Origin of the sequence: Ruegeria marisflavi (genome assembly GCF_025673445.1) — a bacterium.
In the GTDB taxonomy this organism is placed as follows: Bacteria; Pseudomonadota; Alphaproteobacteria; order Rhodobacterales; family Rhodobacteraceae; genus Ruegeria_B; species Ruegeria_B marisflavi.
The window spans coordinates 41,542-60,017 of record NZ_JAOVQN010000004.1 but is presented as its reverse complement, the minus strand read 5'-3'; the positions used below and the strand labels follow the sequence as shown (position 1 = coordinate 60,017).

The 18,476-nt window shown below is 61.1% G+C and carries 19 protein-coding genes; 9 read left to right on the top strand and 10 right to left on the bottom strand.

Annotation, left to right across the window (positions count from 1 at the left end; translation table 11 throughout):
- The first annotated feature begins 159 nt into the window (after nt 1-159).
- The gene (gene mutS, locus OEZ49_RS05575; RefSeq protein ID WP_263387564.1) at nt 160-2,778 is read left to right on the top strand and encodes a DNA mismatch repair protein MutS; all 2,619 of its coding nucleotides are present in this window, start codon (nt 160-162) and stop codon (nt 2,776-2,778) included.
- A gap of 54 nt (nt 2,779-2,832) precedes the next feature.
- Here mutS and OEZ49_RS05570 read toward each other — a convergent pair whose 3' ends face one another.
- Both OEZ49_RS05570 and hrcA read right to left on the bottom strand, forming a co-directional pair.
- Nucleotides 2,833-3,396: a nucleotide exchange factor GrpE gene (locus OEZ49_RS05570; protein WP_263387391.1), complete on the bottom strand. Its 564-nt coding sequence runs from the start codon at nt 3,394-3,396 to the stop codon at nt 2,833-2,835.
- Between the two features lie 10 nt (nt 3,397-3,406).
- The gene (hrcA, locus tag OEZ49_RS05565) at nt 3,407-4,471 is read right to left on the bottom strand and encodes a heat-inducible transcriptional repressor HrcA (protein WP_263387390.1); all 1,065 of its coding nucleotides are present in this window, start codon (nt 4,469-4,471) and stop codon (nt 3,407-3,409) included.
- Between the two features lie 112 nt (nt 4,472-4,583).
- On the opposite strand from hrcA, the gene rph reads away from it, so the two are divergent.
- The 4 genes from rph to OEZ49_RS05545 are packed head-to-tail and all read left to right on the top strand — an operon-like array spanning nt 4,584 to nt 7,412.
- Nucleotides 4,584-5,297 (top strand): ribonuclease PH, encoded by a 714-nt coding sequence (gene rph, locus OEZ49_RS05560; protein WP_164131456.1) that lies wholly within the window; start codon nt 4,584-4,586, stop codon nt 5,295-5,297.
- Nucleotides 5,294-5,908, top strand: a complete 615-nt coding sequence (gene rdgB, locus OEZ49_RS05555; protein WP_263387389.1) for an RdgB/HAM1 family non-canonical purine NTP pyrophosphatase — start codon at nt 5,294-5,296, stop codon at nt 5,906-5,908. The genes rph and rdgB overlap by 4 nt, the downstream gene beginning before the upstream one ends.
- Nucleotides 5,898-7,055 (top strand): radical SAM family heme chaperone HemW, encoded by a 1,158-nt coding sequence (gene hemW, locus OEZ49_RS05550; protein WP_263387388.1) that lies wholly within the window; start codon nt 5,898-5,900, stop codon nt 7,053-7,055. Before rdgB ends, hemW begins: the two co-directional genes overlap by 11 nt.
- A 3-nt stretch (nt 7,056-7,058) precedes the next feature.
- The gene (locus OEZ49_RS05545) at nt 7,059-7,412 is read left to right on the top strand and encodes a YbaN family protein (protein ID WP_164131453.1); all 354 of its coding nucleotides are present in this window, start codon (nt 7,059-7,061) and stop codon (nt 7,410-7,412) included.
- Here the strand turns inward: OEZ49_RS05545 and OEZ49_RS05540 are convergent.
- The 7 genes from OEZ49_RS05540 to OEZ49_RS05510 all read right to left on the bottom strand — a co-directional run bounded on the left by OEZ49_RS05540 (nt 7,402) and on the right by OEZ49_RS05510 (nt 14,765).
- Nucleotides 7,402-8,292: a ParB/RepB/Spo0J family partition protein gene (locus OEZ49_RS05540; protein WP_263387387.1), complete on the bottom strand. Its 891-nt coding sequence runs from the start codon at nt 8,290-8,292 to the stop codon at nt 7,402-7,404. The two genes, OEZ49_RS05545 and OEZ49_RS05540, sit on opposite strands and share 11 nt — an antisense overlap.
- A gap of 20 nt (nt 8,293-8,312) precedes the next feature.
- On the bottom strand, nt 8,313-9,116 hold the full coding sequence (locus OEZ49_RS05535; protein ID WP_164131451.1) for a ParA family protein: 804 nt from the start codon (nt 9,114-9,116) through the stop codon (nt 8,313-8,315).
- Nucleotides 9,109-9,726, bottom strand: a complete 618-nt coding sequence (gene rsmG / locus OEZ49_RS05530; RefSeq protein ID WP_263387386.1) for a 16S rRNA (guanine(527)-N(7))-methyltransferase RsmG — start codon at nt 9,724-9,726, stop codon at nt 9,109-9,111. The genes OEZ49_RS05535 and rsmG overlap by 8 nt, the downstream gene beginning before the upstream one ends.
- Nucleotides 9,723-11,591: a tRNA uridine-5-carboxymethylaminomethyl(34) synthesis enzyme MnmG gene (mnmG, locus tag OEZ49_RS05525; RefSeq protein WP_263387385.1), complete on the bottom strand. Its 1,869-nt coding sequence runs from the start codon at nt 11,589-11,591 to the stop codon at nt 9,723-9,725. Before mnmG ends, rsmG begins: the two co-directional genes overlap by 4 nt.
- Before the next feature lie 12 nt (nt 11,592-11,603).
- Nucleotides 11,604-12,890, bottom strand: a complete 1,287-nt coding sequence (gene mnmE / locus OEZ49_RS05520; protein WP_263387384.1) for a tRNA uridine-5-carboxymethylaminomethyl(34) synthesis GTPase MnmE — start codon at nt 12,888-12,890, stop codon at nt 11,604-11,606.
- Nucleotides 12,891-12,920: 30 nt separating this feature from the next.
- A complete protein-coding gene (gene rho, locus OEZ49_RS05515) occupies nt 12,921-14,192 on the bottom strand; it encodes a transcription termination factor Rho (protein ID WP_263387383.1) in 1,272 nt (423 codons plus the stop codon).
- A gap of 123 nt (nt 14,193-14,315) precedes the next feature.
- Nucleotides 14,316-14,765 (bottom strand): CopD family protein, encoded by a 450-nt coding sequence (locus OEZ49_RS05510; protein WP_263387382.1) that lies wholly within the window; start codon nt 14,763-14,765, stop codon nt 14,316-14,318.
- A gap of 411 nt (nt 14,766-15,176) precedes the next feature.
- Between OEZ49_RS05510 and OEZ49_RS05505 the strand changes: the two genes are divergently transcribed.
- The 4 genes from OEZ49_RS05505 to dnaQ are packed head-to-tail and all read left to right on the top strand — an operon-like array spanning nt 15,177 to nt 17,911.
- Nucleotides 15,177-15,776: a Maf family protein gene (locus OEZ49_RS05505; protein WP_263387381.1), complete on the top strand. Its 600-nt coding sequence runs from the start codon at nt 15,177-15,179 to the stop codon at nt 15,774-15,776.
- Nucleotides 15,773-16,606: a shikimate dehydrogenase gene (locus OEZ49_RS05500; RefSeq protein ID WP_263387380.1), complete on the top strand. Its 834-nt coding sequence runs from the start codon at nt 15,773-15,775 to the stop codon at nt 16,604-16,606. The genes OEZ49_RS05505 and OEZ49_RS05500 overlap by 4 nt, the downstream gene beginning before the upstream one ends.
- Nucleotides 16,603-17,196 carry a dephospho-CoA kinase gene (gene coaE, locus OEZ49_RS05495; protein WP_263387379.1) on the top strand — a complete coding sequence of 198 codons (594 nt, stop codon included), beginning with the start codon at nt 16,603-16,605 and terminating at the stop codon, nt 17,194-17,196. Before OEZ49_RS05500 ends, coaE begins: the two co-directional genes overlap by 4 nt.
- Nucleotides 17,189-17,911, top strand: a complete 723-nt coding sequence (gene dnaQ / locus OEZ49_RS05490; RefSeq protein ID WP_263387378.1) for a DNA polymerase III subunit epsilon — start codon at nt 17,189-17,191, stop codon at nt 17,909-17,911. The genes coaE and dnaQ overlap by 8 nt, the downstream gene beginning before the upstream one ends.
- 25 nt (nt 17,912-17,936) lie before the next feature.
- On the opposite strand, the gene secB is transcribed toward dnaQ, so the two are convergent.
- Nucleotides 17,937-18,455, bottom strand: a complete 519-nt coding sequence (gene secB / locus OEZ49_RS05485; RefSeq protein WP_263387377.1) for a protein-export chaperone SecB — start codon at nt 18,453-18,455, stop codon at nt 17,937-17,939.
- Between the last annotated feature and the right edge of the window lie 21 nt (nt 18,456-18,476).

Below are 18,476 nucleotides of genomic sequence, written 5' to 3'. Positions count from 1 at the left end.
GGATGGGTCGTTTCTCTGCTATGCGGGCTTTCAGCGTCATAGCGCAGGCAATCGCGCGCCTCAACGACAATGCGTTTTCGCCTTTCGCCGCAGGGGCCGGATTTGTAAGGTCGCGCGCACCAGCCGCCGGAGAACAATGCCTTGACAACCGTCACACCCATGATGGCCCAATACCTGGAAATCAAAGAGGCCCATGCCGACGCCTTGCTGTTCTACCGGATGGGCGATTTCTACGAGATGTTCTTTGACGACGCGATTGCCGCAGCCGAGGCGCTGGATATCGCGCTGACCAAGCGCGGCAAGCACGAGGGCGAGGATATCCCGATGTGCGGCGTGCCTGTCCACGCCGCCGAGGGCTATCTGCTGACCCTGATCCGCAAAGGGTTCCGCGTCGCCGTCTGTGAACAGATGGAAAGCCCGGCCGAGGCCAAGAAGCGCGGATCGAAATCCGTGGTCCGGCGCGATGTGGTGCGGCTGGTGACCCCCGGCACCTTGACCGAGGATGCCTTGCTGGAGGCGCGCCGTCACAACTTCCTGGTCGCATATGCCGAGGTGCGCAGTGGCGCGGCGCTGGCCTGGGCCGATATCTCGACCGGCGATTTCCACGTGATGCCGGTGACCCGCCCCCGGCTCAGCCCGGAACTTGCGCGGCTGGCCCCCTCTGAGCTGCTGGTGGTCGATGAACCGGTGTTCCAGCAACTGCGCCCGCTGGCCGATGATTACCGCATTCCGCTGACCCCGATGGGCAAGGCCAGTTTCGACAGCATGGCCGCCGAAAAGCGCCTGTGCGAACTTTACAAGGTCGGCTCGCTGGAGGGGTTTGGGACCTTCGCTCGCGCCGAATTGTCGGCCATGGGTGCGCTGATTGACTATCTGGACCTCACCCAGAAAGGCAAACTGCCGCTGCTGCAACCTCCGGTGCAAGAGGCCGAGGACCGGGTGATGCAGATCGACGCCGCCACAAGGCGCAATCTGGAACTGACCCGCTCCTTGTCCGGCGAACGCGGCGGCTCGCTCTTGTCGGTGATCGACCGCACGGTCACCCCCGGTGGCGCCCGCTTGCTGGAACAGCGCATCGCCAGCCCGTCCCGCAATCTGGACGTCATCCACGCACGGCTCTCGGCGCTCGACTTCTGTATCGACCACACCACCCTGGCCGCCGACCTGCGCGCCGCCCTGCGCAAGACGCCCGACCTGGACCGTGCCCTGTCGCGCCTGGCGCTGGACCGGGGCGGCCCGCGCGACCTTGCCGCGATCCGCAACGGGCTGGGCCAGGCCGAGGCGATTGCCGCCCTCTGCGACGGGCTTGATCTGCCGGGGCTGATTGCCAATGCCTGTGCCGATCTGAACGGGTTCGACGACCTGCTTGGCCTGCTCGACACCGCGCTGGTAGCGGAGCCGCCGCTTCTGGCCCGCGATGGCGGCTTCATCGCGCCGGGTTATGACAGCGAACTGGACGAGGCGCGCGAGCTTCGCGACAAGGGCCGTGGCGTCATCGCCGGGATGCAGCAGAAATATGCCGAACATACCGGCATCGCCTCGCTGAAGATCAAGCACAACAACGTGCTGGGCTATTTCATCGAAACCACCGCCACGCACGCGGCCAAGATGCTGAACCCGCCGCTGAGCGAGACCTATATCCACCGACAGACCACTGCCAATCAGGTGCGCTTTACCACGGTCGAGTTGAGCGAGTTGGAAACCCGCATCCTGAACGCTGGCAATCACGCGCTCGAGATCGAAAAGCGGCTCTATTCCAGCCTTTCCGGCGCAATACTAGAGGCCGCCGCCCGCCTCAACCTCGCAGCGCGCGGCCTGGCCGAACTTGATCTTGCGACCGCGCTGGCCGATCTGGCACGGGCCGAGAACTGGTGCCGACCCAGCGTCGACGCCTCACGCGCCTTTGCCATCGAGGGCGGCCGCCACCCGGTGGTGGAACACGCCCTGCGCCGACAGGGCGGCGAGCCGTTCGTGGCCAATGACTGCAACCTCAGCGCCGACAAGGGCGCCGCAATCCGCCTGCTGACCGGCCCCAACATGGCCGGTAAATCAACCTATCTGCGGCAGAACGCGCTGATCGCCCTGCTTGCCCAGATGGGCAGCTACGTGCCTGCCGACAGCGCCCATATCGGGGTGGTCAGCCAGCTTTTCAGCCGCGTCGGCGCTTCGGACGATCTGGCACGCGGCCGCTCGACCTTCATGGTCGAGATGGTGGAAACCGCCGCCATCCTGAACCAGGCCGACGACCACGCACTGGTCATCCTGGACGAAATCGGCCGCGGCACCGCCACCTATGACGGGCTTTCCATCGCCTGGGCCACGCTGGAACATCTGCACGCGACCAACCGCTGCCGCGCTCTGTTCGCTACCCATTACCACGAATTGACCGCGCTCGCCGCGACCCTCGACGGCGTCGAAAACCTGACCGTCGCGGTCAAGGAGTGGGAGGGAGAAGTGATTTTCCTGCACGAGGTGCGCCAAGGCGCCGCCGACCGCTCTTATGGCGTGCAGGTGGCACAGCTGGCGGGTCTGCCGCCCTCGGTCGTGGCCCGCGCCCGGGTGGTGCTGGACCAGCTGGAGAAATCCGAACGCGAAGGCGGCAAGCAAAAGGCGCTGATCGACGATCTGCCGCTGTTCTCCGCCGCGCCGCCACCGCCGCCGCCCGCGCCAAAGACCTCACCCGCCGACGCGATGCTCAAAGACATCCACCCCGACGAGCTGACGCCCCGCCAGGCGCTGGAAGTACTCTATAAACTGAAAGAGGCGGCCAGATCCTGACCGCCTCTTCATCTCGCTGAAAATACTCCCGCCGGAGGCTTGGCGAAGCCAAAATCAGCCGGCAGGCATCGACGATACGCCAACCTGCGCCGGGCGCAACAGACGGTCGTGCAGCATGAAGCCTTCGGCCGATACCTGGATGATATCACCCGCCCGGGTACCCGGCACCGGTGCCTCGAACATCGCCTCGTGCATCTGCGGATCGAACCGGTCGCCCACCTGCGGCGACAGGACCTGGATACCATGCTTGCCGAACACATCAAGCAGCGCCCGCATCGTCAGTTCGATCCCCTCGATCAGCGCGCCCGAAACCGCCCGCTGTTCATCGGTCATCGCCTCCAGCGCGCGTTTCATGTTGTCGTAAACCGGCAGCATGTCGCGCGCCAGTTTCGAGCCGCCGTATTGCTCGGCCTCGCGCCGCGCGCGCTCACCGCGCTTGCGGACGTTTTCGGCATCCGCCAGCGCCCGCATGAACTTGTCCTTGTATTCGTCCCGCTCGGCCAGCAGCGCATCGACCTCGGCGGCCTCGCCGGTGATCTCCGCCATGTCCTCAGCATATTCCTCGGCTTCGGCGGTTGCGATATCGTCCAGAAACTCTTCGTTCTTCGACTCTGCCATTCTTCTACCTCTAGCTCCGGTCGGAAATCAGCCGCCCGACCAGTTGTGCCGTGTAATCCACAATCGGCACGATCCGTCCATAGTTCAGGCGGGTGGGTCCGATGACCCCGACCGCTCCGATGATCTTTCGGTCAGCGTTCATATAAGGAGACACCACCAAAGAGGAACCCGAAAGTGAGAAAAGTTTGTTCTCGGACCCGATAAAAATGCGCACACCCTCGCCCTGTTCGGTCAATTCCAGGAATTCGGCGATGTCCCGCTTGCGTTCCAGGTCATCAAACAGCGTCCGGATACGCTCCAGCTCCTCTTCCTGACCAGCACCGCCCAACAGATTCGCCCGGCCCCGGACGATCAGCCGCGCTGTATCGGCCCCCTGCCCCTCCCACACGGCAAGGCCGCTTTCCACCATTTCGCGTGCCAGCCCGTCGACCTCCTGCTGGCGGGCGCGGATCTCGGTCTGCATCATCCGGCGGACATCGCTCAGCGTCTTGCCCTCGATCAGCGCGTTTAAGAAATTGGCCGCCTCACGCATGGAACTGGGAGTCTGCCCCGGCGGCGGGATGAACAGACGGTTTTCCACATGCCCATCGGCAAAGACGAGCACCACCAGCGCCCGGTCATGACCCAGCGATACGAACTCGATATGCTTGATCTCGGTCTCGTGCTTGGGCGTCAGCACCAGCGAGGCGCCCTGGCTGACCCGGCTCAGAGCCGCACCAATCTTGTCCAGCGCGCCGCCGACATCGCCGGTGTTACCGCCCATGGTGGCATCCAGCTTTTGCCTGTCGCCCATGTCCAGATCGCCGATCTCCAACAACCCGTCGACGAACATCCGCAATCCCATCTGCGTCGGAATCCGCCCGGCGCTGACATGGGGGCTGTCCAGCAGGCCCAGATATTCGAGGTCCTGCATCACGTTGCGCACCGTGGCCGCGCTGACCTTTTCGCTCAACGTGCGGGTCAAGGTCCGGCTGCCGACCGGTTCGCCACTGTCGAGATAGCTTTCGACGATCAGACGAAACACCTCGCGCGAGCGATCGTTCAGATCGTCCAGGATTTTGCGTGCGTCACTCATCTGTCTTCCCTGACTGTCAGGTCATTAAATCCGCTGTCCGGAAAAGGTCAATCGGGCTTGCATCGCCGCCCCTGCGGGCGGTATCCCCTGCGCAACAGACAAAGGATGACCCATGCGACCCTCTGGACGAGATCTAAGCGAAATGCGCCCGGTTTCAATCGAAACCGGTTTCACAAAACATGCCGAAGGCTCGTGCCTGATCAAGATGGGCGACACGCATGTGCTGTGCACCGCCACTATCGAGGATCGCGTGCCCCCCTTTATCAAGGGCTCTGGCCTGGGCTGGGTCACCGCCGAATACGGCATGCTGCCGCGCGCCACCAACACCCGCATGCGGCGCGAGGCCGCCAGCGGCAAGCAAGGCGGCCGCACCGTTGAGATACAGCGCCTGATCGGTCGCGCCCTGCGTGCAGGCGTTGACCGGGTGGCCCTGGGCGAGCGTCAGATCACCGTCGACTGTGACGTGATCCAGGCCGATGGCGGCACCCGCTGCGCCTCGATCACCGGTGGCTGGGTCGCGCTGCGCCTGGCAGTGAACAAGCTGATGAAGGCGGGCGATGTCATTTCCGACCCGCTGGTCGATCCCGTCGCCGCTGTCTCCTGTGGCATCTATGCCGGTCAGCCGGTGCTGGACCTCGATTACCCCGAGGACAGCGAAGCAGGCGTCGACGGCAATTTCATCATGACCGGGTCCGGCAAGCTGATCGAGGTACAGATGAGCGCCGAAGGCTCGGTCTTCAACCGCGCGCAGCTGGATCAGCTGCTGGGCCTGGCCGAAAAGGGCGTGGGTGAACTGGTCGCCGCGCAAAAGGCCGCCACCGCATGACCCGCAGGTTCACAGGCGACACGCTGCTGATCGCAACCCACAACAAGGGCAAGCTGGAAGAGATGGCACATCTCCTCCAGCCCTTTGGGGTCAAGGTCGTCGGCGCCGCCGAAATGAACCTGCCCGAACCGAAAGAGACCGAAGACACCTTTGTCGGCAATGCCCGGATCAAGGCGCATGCCGCCGCCCGGGCCACCGGCCTGCCCGCCCTGTCCGATGACAGCGGCATCACCATCGACGCGCTGGATGGCGCGCCGGGGGTATACACCGCGGACTGGGCCGAAACCGGCAATGGGCGTGATTTCATGATGGCGATGACCCGCGCCCACGACGCGCTGGAGGCCAAGGGCGCCCCGCACCCCCGCCTCGCACAATTCCGCTGCACGCTGGTGCTGGCCTGGCCCGAAGGCCATGACGAGGTGTTCGAGGGTGTAGCCCCCGGTCACCTGGTCTGGCCCACTCGTGGCGCGGCCGGGTTCGGCTATGACCCGATGTTCGTACCCGAGGGCTATGATGTGACCTTTGCCGAGATGGACCGCTGGGAAAAGAACAAGATCAGCCACCGCGCCCGCGCGGTCGAGAAATTTGTAAAGGGCTGTTTTGGCGGATGACTGGCAGCATGGAGGCTTTGGCCTCTACGTGCATTGGCCCTTTTGCCAGGCCAAGTGCCCCTATTGCGACTTCAACAGCCATGTTGCCCGTGAAATAGGCCAGAAATCCTGGGTTAGAGCCTATATTGCCGAACTTGAACGCTCTGCCGCCGAACTGCCGGGCCGGGTACTGAACACCATCTTTTTCGGCGGCGGCACCCCATCCCTGATGATGCCGGAAACTGTTGCGGCGGTGATCGAAACCGCACGCCGACTCTGGCCCTGCGCCAACGACATGGAAATCACGCTCGAGGCCAATCCCGGCTCGGTCGAGGCCGGTCGCTTTGCGGCTTATCGAGATGGCGGGGTCAACCGGATCTCGATGGGGGTGCAGGCGCTGAACGACCAGGACCTGCACCGCCTGGGCCGCATTCACAGCGTCGCCGAGGCGCGCGCCGCTTTTGACATCGCGCGCCGCTGTTTTGACCGGGTCAGTTTCGATCTGATCTATGCCCGGCAGGATCAGACGCCCGACGCCTGGTGTTCCGAATTGAACGAAGCGCTGGCCATGGCCGTCGATCACCTCTCGCTCTACCAGCTAACGATCGAGGACGGCACCGCCTTTGGCGACCGCTATGCGCGCGGCAAGCTGCGCGGCCTGCCCGCCGATGACGACGCCGCCGACATGTACCTGATCACGCAAGAGGTCTGCGCCGCCCATGGGCTGCCCGCCTACGAGGTCTCGAACCACGCCCGCCCCGGCGCCGAGTCCCGCCACAACCTGATTTATTGGCGTTATGGCGACTATGTCGGCATCGGTCCCGGCGCGCATGGCCGCATCACCATAGATGGTCAGCGGTTTGCCACCGAAAGCCCGCTGAACCCCGGCGCTTGGCTATCATCCGTCGCAAAAGGCTCCGGTGAGTTGAGCCGCGTAACACTATCTCTACAAGATCAAGCAGATGAATACCTGATGATGGGTCTTCGTATATCCGAAGGGCTAGATATCACCCGGTACGAGGCGCTTTCGCCGCAACCCCTGAACCGGAACCGCCTTGCCCATCTGACCGAACTGGGCATGATCGACATCAATGGGCCGCGGCTAAAGGCAACAGCCCAGGGGCGCGCAGTTCTGAACGCGGTCATTCTGGACCTGATGTCGGAGTAGAGGATGCAGTTTATCTGGGCAGCTCTTGGACTGGTCTGTGTTGCCCTCGCCCTGATTGGCGTTGTCCTGCCGCTCCTTCCCACGGTCCCCTTCCTTCTGCTGGCCGCGTTTTTCTTTGCCCGCTCGTCCGAACGCTTGCACACTTGGCTGCTGACCCACCGCCTGTTTGGGCCGATGATCGTGGACTGGCAGCAATCCGGCGCCATCCGTCCGGGTGCAAAAAAGGCGGCAACCCTGTCGATTGCCGCCGTCTTCGGTCTGTCGATTCTATTATCGGCTCCCTCCCACGTCCTGGCCATACAGGCCGTGGTTCTAGGTGGAGTGCTGATTTTTATCTGGACCCGCCCTAACGGCTGAGTTTAGCGCAAAGATCGTCCAGCTGATCAAGGTTTTCGTACATCAGGATCACCTGGCCGGACTCGGTGCCCGGCTTGTGATTGATCGTAACCTTCATCGCCAGAATCGCCGACAGGTCCTTTTCCAATGCACGGGTATCGGCATCCTTGTCCGCTCCGGTGGATTTCGGACGTGCCGTCGCCACCGGCTTATCCCCCTCACCCTGCTTCTTGACCAGCGCTTCGGTCGCCCGTACCGACAACCCATCGCGTACCACGATCTTGGCCAATTCCGACGGATTCTCGCTGGTAATCAGGGCCCGGGCATGTCCCGCCGACAATTTCCCTTCGACCACCATCTGCTGAACATCATCCGGCAAGGACAGCAAACGCAACAGGTTCGCGATATGGCTCCGGCTCTTCCCCAACGCCTCGGCCAGTTTTTCTTGTGTATGACCGAACTTGTCCATCAACTGCCGATATCCCGCCGCCTCTTCCACGGCGTTCAGATCGGCGCGCTGGATATTCTCGATAATCGCGATTTCCAGAACTTCGGTATCGTCCAGTTCCCGCACCAGAACCGGTACATCATGCAGCTGGGCCAGCTGCGCCGCCCGCCAGCGTCGCTCACCCGCGACAATCTCATACATACCACCGTCCGCCGGTCGAACGATCAGCGGCTGAAGGATGCCCTTCTCCTTGATAGAAGCGGACAGCTCGTTCAGCGCATCCTGGGTAAAGGTCCGACGCGGCTGGTTGGGGTTCGCGCGCAGTTTCTCGATCGGCACCGTCCGGTCGGGACGTCGCGCCGCATCGGCGGCTTGCGTTTCCGTCGACTGTGTCACATCGGCCATCAGGGCCGACAAACCACGTCCCAACCCCCGAGGTTTGTTCGAAACCATGCGTCGCTCCTCTCTGCCGCTCAGGCGGCGATCTTGTTATGTTTCTTCAGCAACTCGGCCGCCAAATCCCGGTAGGCGATCGCACCTAGCGAATTGGGATCGTAACTCAGCACCGGCAAGGCAAAGGACGGCGCTTCGCTGACCCGCACATTTCGCGGAATCCGGGTTTCAAACACCAGCTCGCCCAGATTGTCGCGGGCATCCTTTTCAACCTGCTGTGACAGGTTGTTGCGTTTATCATACATGGTCAACACAACACCTTCGATCCGCAGATCCGGATTTGCCGCCTGGCGCACCTCTCGAATGGTCAGCATCAGCTGCGACAACCCTTCCAGAGCAAAGAACTCGCTCTGCAACGGCACCAGAACGGAATGCGCCGCGACCATTGCGTTGACCGTCAACAGGTTCAGCGACGGCGGGCAATCGATCAGGATGTAGTCCCAGGCAAACGAATCCATCGCGGTCTGCCGCAACGCATCGTGCAACAGGAAACTGCGCTTTTCATTTGCCATCAGCTCAATATCTGCAGAGCTAAGATCGACCGTTGCCGGCACGATGGACAAACCGGGAATGCTTGTTTCCTGGATGACAGCATTCAAAGGCGCATCATCGACCAACAGTTCATATGTGGTGACATCCCGATCTTCGATTCCCAGACCGGTCGAGGCATTGCCCTGCGGGTCCAGATCCACAACAAGCACACGCAAGCCGGTTTCGGCCAGTGCCGCTGCCAGGTTTATGGCTGTCGTTGTTTTTCCAACTCCGCCTTTTTGATTGGCAACCGCGATGATCCGGGGGCCGGTTGGACGGGAAAGATCAGACACGCGCGATTCCTTTGACTTTCAAAACAACGGCTTGAGGCTCAGTCAAACTAGTAGCGGGAACGAGGTCGAATTTCCATTGCTTCCGCGCGTCCTCCACCTCTTTTTTCCAGGCTTCCCCCTTGGGAAACAGCGCGGTTCCGCCTGTTTTCAAATGTCTTTCAGCAAAGCCCAGCAGCCCGGACAGATCCGTCAGCGCCCGCGCTGAGAGGATATCGGCCTCTTGCGGTGCCACCTGTTCGATCCGCTGCGCGATGACCTGACAGTGCGTATCGCATTCTCGGGCCACGGTTCTCAGGAACGCGGCCTTTCTCTGATCGCTTTCAATGCAGACAAAATGGGTCGATGGCATCTTTTCGCGCCCCAGGATTGCGCAAACCATTCCGGGAAAGCCGCCGCCGCTGCCCAGGTCCACCCATTTATCTACCGTTTCCACGAGATCAAAAACCTGAATGGAATCGGCGATGTGCCTGTCCCAAATTTCCGCTAGGCTTCGTCGGGACACCAAATTGATCTTTGGGTTCCACTTGCGGACCAGTTCCACGTAATGCGCCAGCCGATCAAATGTTTCACGTGAAACATCAAATCTCTGCCGATCTACCTCGCCACTCATGCAGATCGCGCCTTTGCCTCACGCCGCAACCGCGCAAGGATCAGGGCTAGCGCCGCAGGCGTTACCCCATCCACACGCGAGGCCTGACCAACATTCTCAGGGCGTGCCTTGCTCAGCTTTAGTTTCAACTCGTTCGAAAGCCCATCCAGTGCGTGAAAATCGAAGTCGAACGGGATCACAAAGGACTCATCCCGCTTCATTGCCTCAACGTCGCGCTCCTGTCGCACGATGTAGTTCGCGTACAAAGCATCCCGTTCGACTTGTTGCCGAATTTCGTCGTCCGTTTCCTGTAGTTCAGGGATCAGCTGAACGACGTTTTCAAACGAGGCATTCGGAAATGCCAGGACTTGAAGCCCGGAACGACGGGCTCCATCCTGGTTTATCGCGATCCCTGCCGCGAGGATCTCTTTTGGGGTAAAGCTCGATCCCTCCAAGACCGACTTAGCCGCAGTCAGCTTATCCGCCTTTTCAAGAAAGGACCCTGCCCTTTCTGCGTCAACACACCCAAATTCGATTCCCATGGGCGTCAGTCGCTGATCGGCGTTATCCGCCCGCAGTGAAAGCCGGAACTCGGCACGGGAAGTGAACATCCGATAGGGTTCAGTTACGCCTCGGGTGGTGAGATCATCGATCATCACCCCGATGTAACTGTTGCCGCGGCTGAATTTAACCGGTTCGCGATCCAGAACACGGCATGCCGCATTCAGCCCCGCAACCAACCCTTGCGCCGCAGCTTCCTCGTACCCCGTTGTGCCGTTGATCTGCCCGGCAAGATACAGACCCGGCGCCTCGGGCAGCGCCAATTGCGATGTCAAGGCACGCGGATCGACGTAATCGTATTCAATGGCATAGCCAGGTTGAAGGATTTGAACTTCCTCCAACCCATGTATCGAACGCACATAGGCTTCTTGAACATCCACCGGCAGCGACGTGGAAATCCCGTTTGGATAGACCGTGTGATCCTCCAACCCCTCGGGTTCCAGGAACACCTGGTGCGAGTCTTTATCAGAGAAGCGAACAACCTTGTCCTCGATCGAGGGGCAATATCGCGGGCCGACCCCATCGATGTGGCCGCCATACATGGCGGACCGGCTCAGGTTCTTCTCGATAATCTCATGCGTTCGCAAGTTTGTGTGTGTGATCCCGCAGGAGATCTGCCGCGCGTAAACCGACTTGGACAGGAAGGAAAACAGAACCGGATCTTCATCGCCGTCCTGCCGCTCCAGCACATCCCAGTTGATCGTTCGACCATCCAGGCGTGGTGGAGTACCGGTTTTCAGGCGCCCCATCGGCAAGCCAAAACCATCCAGACGTTCAGCAAGCTTCACCGAAGGACGATCGCCCATTCGACCACCCGGATGGGAAACGTCACCGATATGAATGACGCCGCGCAGGAAAGTGCCCGAAGTCAGGATGACCGCCTGAGATCGTAGTTCCGAGCCATCCTTCAAGACGACCCCGGAAACCACGTTTCCTTGCATCAAGAAATCGACAACCTCTCCCTCGACAACGGTCAGCCCCTGACGGCCTCGCGTTTCCGAAAGCATTGCCGTGCGATACAACGCCCGATCTGCCTGCGCCCGTGGCCCTTGCACCGCCGGTCCCTTGCGACGATTCAGCAAGCGAAACTGGATACCGGCTTTGTCGGCAACGCGGCCCATGACGCCGTCCATCGCGTCGATCTCGCGGACCAGATGGCCTTTGCCCAGCCCGCCGATGGCAGGGTTACAGGACATCACGCCGATGTCCCGCTCTGATAGGGTGACAAGGGCCGTGCGGACACCCATCCGGGCAGCCGCATGAGCGGCCTCGGCACCGGCATGACCGGCACCAATTACAATGACATCAAACTCCGAATGTTTCACGTGAAACACTCCTCACTTTCCCAGACAGAAGGACGCAAAGATCTCATCCAACAGGTTTTCAACATCGATCCGCCCAACCAGGGATTCAAGGGCCCGGATCGCCGTGCGCAGTTCTTCGGCTGCTATATCGTACATTTCCGGGCCGGACTCCAAAATACCTTCGGCGTGGGTCAATGCGTCATCGGCTTTCAGCATGGCCTGGCGGTGGCGTTCCCGGGTGGCGATTCCCGCACTTGCCGAGCGTGTTTTCAAAACTTGCCCGATCCGATCCACCAATACATCGACGCCCTGCCCCGTTACCCCGGATACAGCGCCATCAACCGTATCCCGTTGATCAGCCTTCGGCAGAACGTGGATATCGTCATGGCGCATGGGAATCCCGGTGGCCGCCAGATCATCGGTCAGGAACACCCGCAGGTCCGCGCTTTCCGCCCGGCGCCGCGCCAGGGCAATCCCCATTCCCTCGACCACATCGCCAGTATCGCGCAAACCGGCCGTATCAAGCAGTGTAACCGGCAACCCGCCCAGATCCATCCGAACTTCGATAACGTCCCGGGTCGTCCCGGCAATCTCCGAGGTCAAGGCCGCCTCTCGCCCGGCGAGCATGTTCAACAGCGTGGATTTTCCGGCGTTCGGCGGCCCGACAATGGCGACCTCGAATCCGGTTCGGATCCGTTCGGCGATGCGAAACCCAGAGATCTGGTGTTCCAGTTGCGCACGCACCTCACCCAGCAATCCTTGCACCTCGGGCGTCACATTTGTCGGCACCTCTTCATCGGCAAAGTCGATGACTGCCTCCAGCAAGGCGGCCGCCCGGATCAGCTTGCGCCGCCACTCTTCGGCCACCTGCCCCAAGGCCCCGGCCAGAACCGCCTGCGCCTGCTTGCGTTGTGCTTCGGTCTCCGCGTCGATAAGATCGGCCAGACCTTCGACCTGGGCCAAATCGAGTTTGCCGTTTTCCAGCGCACGCCGGGTGAACTCTCCGGGTTCCGCCAGGCGCAAACCGTCCAGTTCCGCAAGTCGGCGCAATATCGCCTCGGTCGTGGCAAGGCTGCCATGGATCTGAAACTCGACAACGTCTTCGCCGGTGAAACTAGCTGGACCCGAGAAACTCAGGACAACACCATCGTCCAGCCGCGCACCATCGCCACCGTACAGCGTCCGCACCAGCATACCGCGCGCTGGCACTGGTGATCCTGTCAGTCTTTCGGCGGCCGCATACGCGTTTGGCCCGGACAGGCGGATAACCGCCACGCCAGCCTTTCCCTGTGCCGTAGCCAAGGCGAAAATCGTGTCCATCCCAAGCCCCTTGCCCCGGACCGACCCGGATCAGGTGTTCATTGAATCGAAGAATTCGCCGTTGGTCTTGGTCTGTTTCAGCTTCGACAGCAGGAACTCGATGGCGTCGGTGGTGCCCATCGGGTTCAGGATACGGCGCAAAACAAAGGTCTTTTGCAGATCGCTCTTCTCGACCAGCAGATCTTCTTTCCGGGTACCGGACTTGAGGATGTCGATAGCCGGGAACACGCGCTTGTCGGCAATCTTGCGGTCCAGAACCAGTTCCGAGTTACCGGTACCTTTGAATTCTTCAAAGATCACTTCATCCATCCGGCTGCCGGTATCGATCAGCGCGGTGGCAATGATGGTCAGCGAACCGCCCTCTTCGATGTTCCGCGCCGCACCAAAGAACCGCTTGGGCCGTTGCAGCGCGTTTGCATCCACACCACCGGTCAGTACCTTGCCCGAGGACGGCACCACGGTGTTGAAGGCCCTACCAAGTCTTGTGATCGAGTCGAGTAGGATAACAACATCTCGTTTATGCTCGACCAGACGCTTGGCCTTTTCGATCACCATTTCCGACACCGCCACGTGACGTGCGGCCGGTTCGTCAAAGGTCGAGGACACCACCTCGCCCTTGACCGAACGCTGCATGTCGGTGACTTCCTCGGGACGTTCGTCGATCAGCAGAACGATCAGATAGCACTCGGGGTGGTTCTTCTCGATCGAGTGGGCGATGTTCTGCAAGATCACCGTCTTACCCGTCCGCGGCGGCGCCACGATCAACGAACGCTGGCCCTTGCCGATCGGCGCAACCAGGTCGATCACCCGGGCCGACCGGTCCTTGATGGTCGGATCCTCGATCTCCATCTTCAGCCGTTCATCGGGATAAAGCGGCGTCAGGTTATCAAAGGCGATCTTGTGCCGCGCCTTTTCAGGATCTTCAAAGTTGATCTTGGTGACGTTGGTCAGGGCGAAATAGCGCTCGTTGTCGTCTGGCGCCTTGATCTCTCCCTCGACCGTGTCACCCGTGCGCAGCGAATACTGGCGGATCATGTCGGGCGAGACATAGATGTCATCCGGGCCCGGCAGATAGTTCGCCTCGGGCGAGCGCAGAAACCCGAACCCGTCCTGCAACACTTCCAGCACGCCGTCACCGCCGATGGTCCAGCCCTCGTCGGCGCGTTCGCGCAGGATCTGGAACATCATCTCGCCCTTGCGCATAGTTGAGGCGTTTTCGATCTCCAGCTCCTCTGCCATGGCCAGCAGGTCCTTGGGGCTCTTGGCTTTGAGGTCGGCAAGATTCAGGGATTCGATCGTCATCGTATACGGTCCTCTGCCGCTGCAAGAGCGGCTCAAACGGAATTGGCATCGGGAATTGCACGGCTGCCCGGACGGGCGCTTGTGGCCTAGATAAGCCCGCTGGCGGGCAGAGTCAAAGGGGGATCAGAACTTTAGGATCACCGCCAGCACGATCACCACCATCAGCAGCGTCGGAACCTCGTTCATCATCCGGTACTGACGGCCCGTCAGACGATTGCGGCCTTCCAGGAAATCCTTGCGGCGCATGGCCAGCCAATGATGGAACCAGGTCATGCCGATCACCGACGCACCTTTGGCCCAGGGCCAGATCTCGGCCCAGTCGACGATCCCTGGTGTCATCACCATCAAGAGGCCACACACCCAGGATACCACCATTGCCGGGCGCATGATCACCCGGATCAGCTTTTCTTCCATTTCCTGAAAAATCGCCGGTGCATCCTGCACCTTCTCTGCCTTTTCGACATGATAGACAAAGAGCCTGGGCAGATAGAACAATCCGGCCATCCAGCTGATCACCGCCATGATGTGCAGGGACTTGACCCAAGGATAGATCACGAACAGCAGGTCTTCCATCTTGTCTCGCTCCGATACGCCGGGTCGGGTCTAATCATAAATATAGAAGAGAAGAAAGGATGTAGGTTTTGTAGGCATGACGAACCCCGTGGATTATTTTGTCATCCCGGGTTTTTCCCCAGCCTGAACAACTCGGGTCAGATTGATCCACGGATGTGGAAATCTTGTAATATAGTGTTATTAAACAACAGGTTAAACCTTGATCACCTGAGTGGACAATCCAAGGGCAGGCGAGGTCTTTACCGGGAAAACCCGGTTTCTCCCGCCGGCACGGGTTATCCTTACCCCAAAAGGACGGAACCCGGGCGACTCCCCCGGGAAACACGCCTTTTCCCCGGGGTTGCGTGTCAAGCCGAAAAGAATGAAAACCCTTGCAAGCCAAATCAACGCCTTGCCCACGGGGTTTTCCACATGACCGTCCCCTTGATCCTTGCATCCGGTTCCGAAATCCGGGCCAGGCTGCTCGAAAACGCGGCCATTCCATTTACCAGGATCGTGCCGCGAGTTGATGAAGAAACCGTAAAATCCGCGCTTCTGGCCGAGGGCGCACCGCCGCGCGACATCGCCGACGCCCTGGCCGAGCTCAAGGCGCGCAAGGTCAGCGACAAAAACCCCGGTGCCATGGTGATCGGCTGCGATCAGGTGCTCGACTTTCAGGGCAGGATGCTGTCGAAACCCGACAGTCCAGATACCGCGCTGGCACAGCTCAAAGAGATGCGCGGCCAGCGCCACATGCTGCTGTCGGCGGCGGTCATCTATCAGGATGGCCAGCCGATCTGGCGCCATGTGGGCCAGGTGCGGCTCAGGATGCGCGAGATGTCCGACGCCTATCTGTCGGGATACGTTAACCGCAACTGGGAGAGCATCCGCCACGCGGTCGGCGCCTATAAGCTCGAGGAAGAAGGCGTTCGGCTTTTCACCACCATTGACGGGGACTATTTTAACGTTTTGGGTATGCCCATGTTGGAACTACTCAACTTTCTGGCGATGCGCGGGGTGATAGAAACATGACGGACAGCCGAATTCCACTGGCCGGGGTGATCGGGCACCCGATCGCGCATTCGAAATCGCCCCGCCTGCATGGCCATTGGCTCAAGACCTACGGGATCAACGGGCATTACATCCCGATGGATGTCGCACCGCAGGATCTGGTGCAGGTAATCCGCACCCTGCCCAAGGCCGGGTTTGTCGGCGTCAACGTCACCATTCCACATAAAGAGGCGGTGATGTCCGCGGTCGATCAGATTACCGACCGAGCCACCCTGATCGGTGCGGTGAACACGCTCACCTTTCGCGAGGATGGACGTATTCTGGGCGATAATACCGACGGCTACGGATTCATGGAAAACCTGCGCAGCGGTGCCCCGGATTGGGATCCGAAATCCGGCCCGGCCGTGGTGTTCGGTGCTGGCGGCGCGGCCCGTGCGGTCATCACCGCCCTGGCCGAGGCTGGCGTGCCCGAAATCATCGTCACAAACCGCACCCGGCCCCGCGCCGAAAAGCTGCGCGACGATTTTGGCCAGCGCGTTACCGTCACCGATTGGGTGCAGGCCGGAAACGTCGTCGAAGACGCGCGCCTGGTGGTCAACACCACCTCGCTTGGCATGATTGGCAAACCCGAGTTGCGGGTTCCGCTGGATGGGTTGCGCCCCGATGCGGTGGTGACCGATCTGGTCTATACCCCGCTCAAGACCCGCCTGTTGGCGACTGCCGAAGAGATGGGATGCACCACCGTGGACGGGCTTGGCATGTTGCTGCACCAGGCGGTGCCCGGGTTCGAACGCTGGTTTGGCGAACGCCCCGTGGTCGACGCGGCAACCCGGGCGGCCGCCCTCAGATGACATTTGTACTTGGCCTGACCGGCTCCATCGGCATGGGCAAGTCGACCACGGCGCGCCTGTTTGTCGAAGAGGGATGCGCGCTTTGGGATGCGGATGCCGCCGTTCACCGGCTCTATTCACCCGGCGGCGCGGCGGTCGAACCGATGCGCGCCGCCTTCCCCGATGCCATTTTGAATGACGCGGTCAGCCGTGATGCGCTCAAGGCGCTCATCGCCGCCGACCCATCGGCGCTGAAACGGATCGAATCCATCGTTCATCCCCTGGTGGCGCAGGATCGCGCGCGATTTCGCGAAACCGCAACCGCCGACATCCTCGTCTTCGACATTCCTCTGTTGTTCGAAACCGGCGGCGATGCGGCGATGGATGCCGTCGCCTGCGTCTCGATCCCGCCTGACGAGCAAAAGGCCCGCGTGATGGCGCGCGGCACCATGACCGAGGCCCAGTTCGAGCAGATCCGCGCCAAGCAGATGCCCAATGACGAAAAATGCGCCCGTTCCGATTTCGTCATCGTGACCGACACACTGGACCATGCCCGCGCACAGGTGCAGGATGTGGTCAGGCAGATACGGGCAAGGCAAATCGATGCGTGAGATTGTTCTCGATACGGAAACAACCGGTTTCGATCCGGAAACAGGCGATCGGATTGTCGAGATTGGCGCGGTCGAGCTGTGGAATCACGTTGCCACCGGCGAAACCTATCACCAATACATCAATCCCGAACGTATGATGCCGGCCGAGGCCTTTGGCGTGCACGGTATCGGCCCCGATATTCTTGAGCCGCCGCAACAGCCGCAGCCCGGACAGGTGACGCTCAAGGACAAACCCGTCTTTGCCCGCGTCGGCCAGGCGTTCCGCGACTTCATCGGTGATGCAAAACTGGTGATCCACAACGCCGCGTTCGACATGAAGTTCCTCAATGCCGAACTGCGCTGGATGGGGCTTCCAGAGATCCCCTTTGACCGCGCCATCGACACGCTGGCCATGGCGCGGCGCAAGTTTCCGGGCTCACCCGCGACGCTGGATGCGCTCTGCCGCCGCTTTGGCATCGACAACTCGAACCGGGTGCTGCACGGCGCGCTTCTCGACTCAGAGATTCTGGCCGAAGTCTATCTGGAACTGATCGGAGGAAAGCAGCCGGATTTCGGCCTGTCTGCCGTGGCCAACACTGGCGCCGGTCCGACCGAGACCTGGCGCGCCTATCCGCGTCCCGCCCCTTTGCCGTCCCGCCTCACCGAGGATGAGCGGGCGGCGCACGAGGCGTTTGTCGACAAACTCGGCGACAAGGCGGTGTGGAAACGCGCCTGACCCCGGGCCAGGCGCGTAAACAGGATCAGGCGTCGGCCTTCTGATCTTTTTGCGCCTGCGCGGCGGCTTGCTGGCGTGCCAGCTCGCTGCGGTACAGCGCCATAAAGTCGATGTTGTCCAGGTTCAGCGGCGGGTAACCGCCGTCGCGGGTCACGTCGCTGACGATCCGGCGCAGGAACGGGAACAGCATGCGCGGGCATTCGATCAGCAGGAACGGATGCAGCTGCTCGTTCGGCACGCCCTCGACGTGGAAGATGCCGCAGTAATCCAGCTCCAGCACGAACAGCACATCGTCCATGCCTTTGGCCTTGGAATTGATGTTCAGCTTGATCGACACTTCGAACTGATTGTCAGCGGCGCGCTTCTTGGCATCCAGCGAAACCTGGACACTGACGTCAGGTTGAACCTCGCCCGTTGCACCACGCTGCGCCATGACATTTTCGAAAGACATGTCGCGGATGAACTGAGTCAGAACCCGCATCTGGATCTGGGGCGGTTGCTGCGATGCGGCTGCCGCGTCACCCTGGGCTTCGTTTTCGGCCATGAAATTCCTCCGGAATGATCA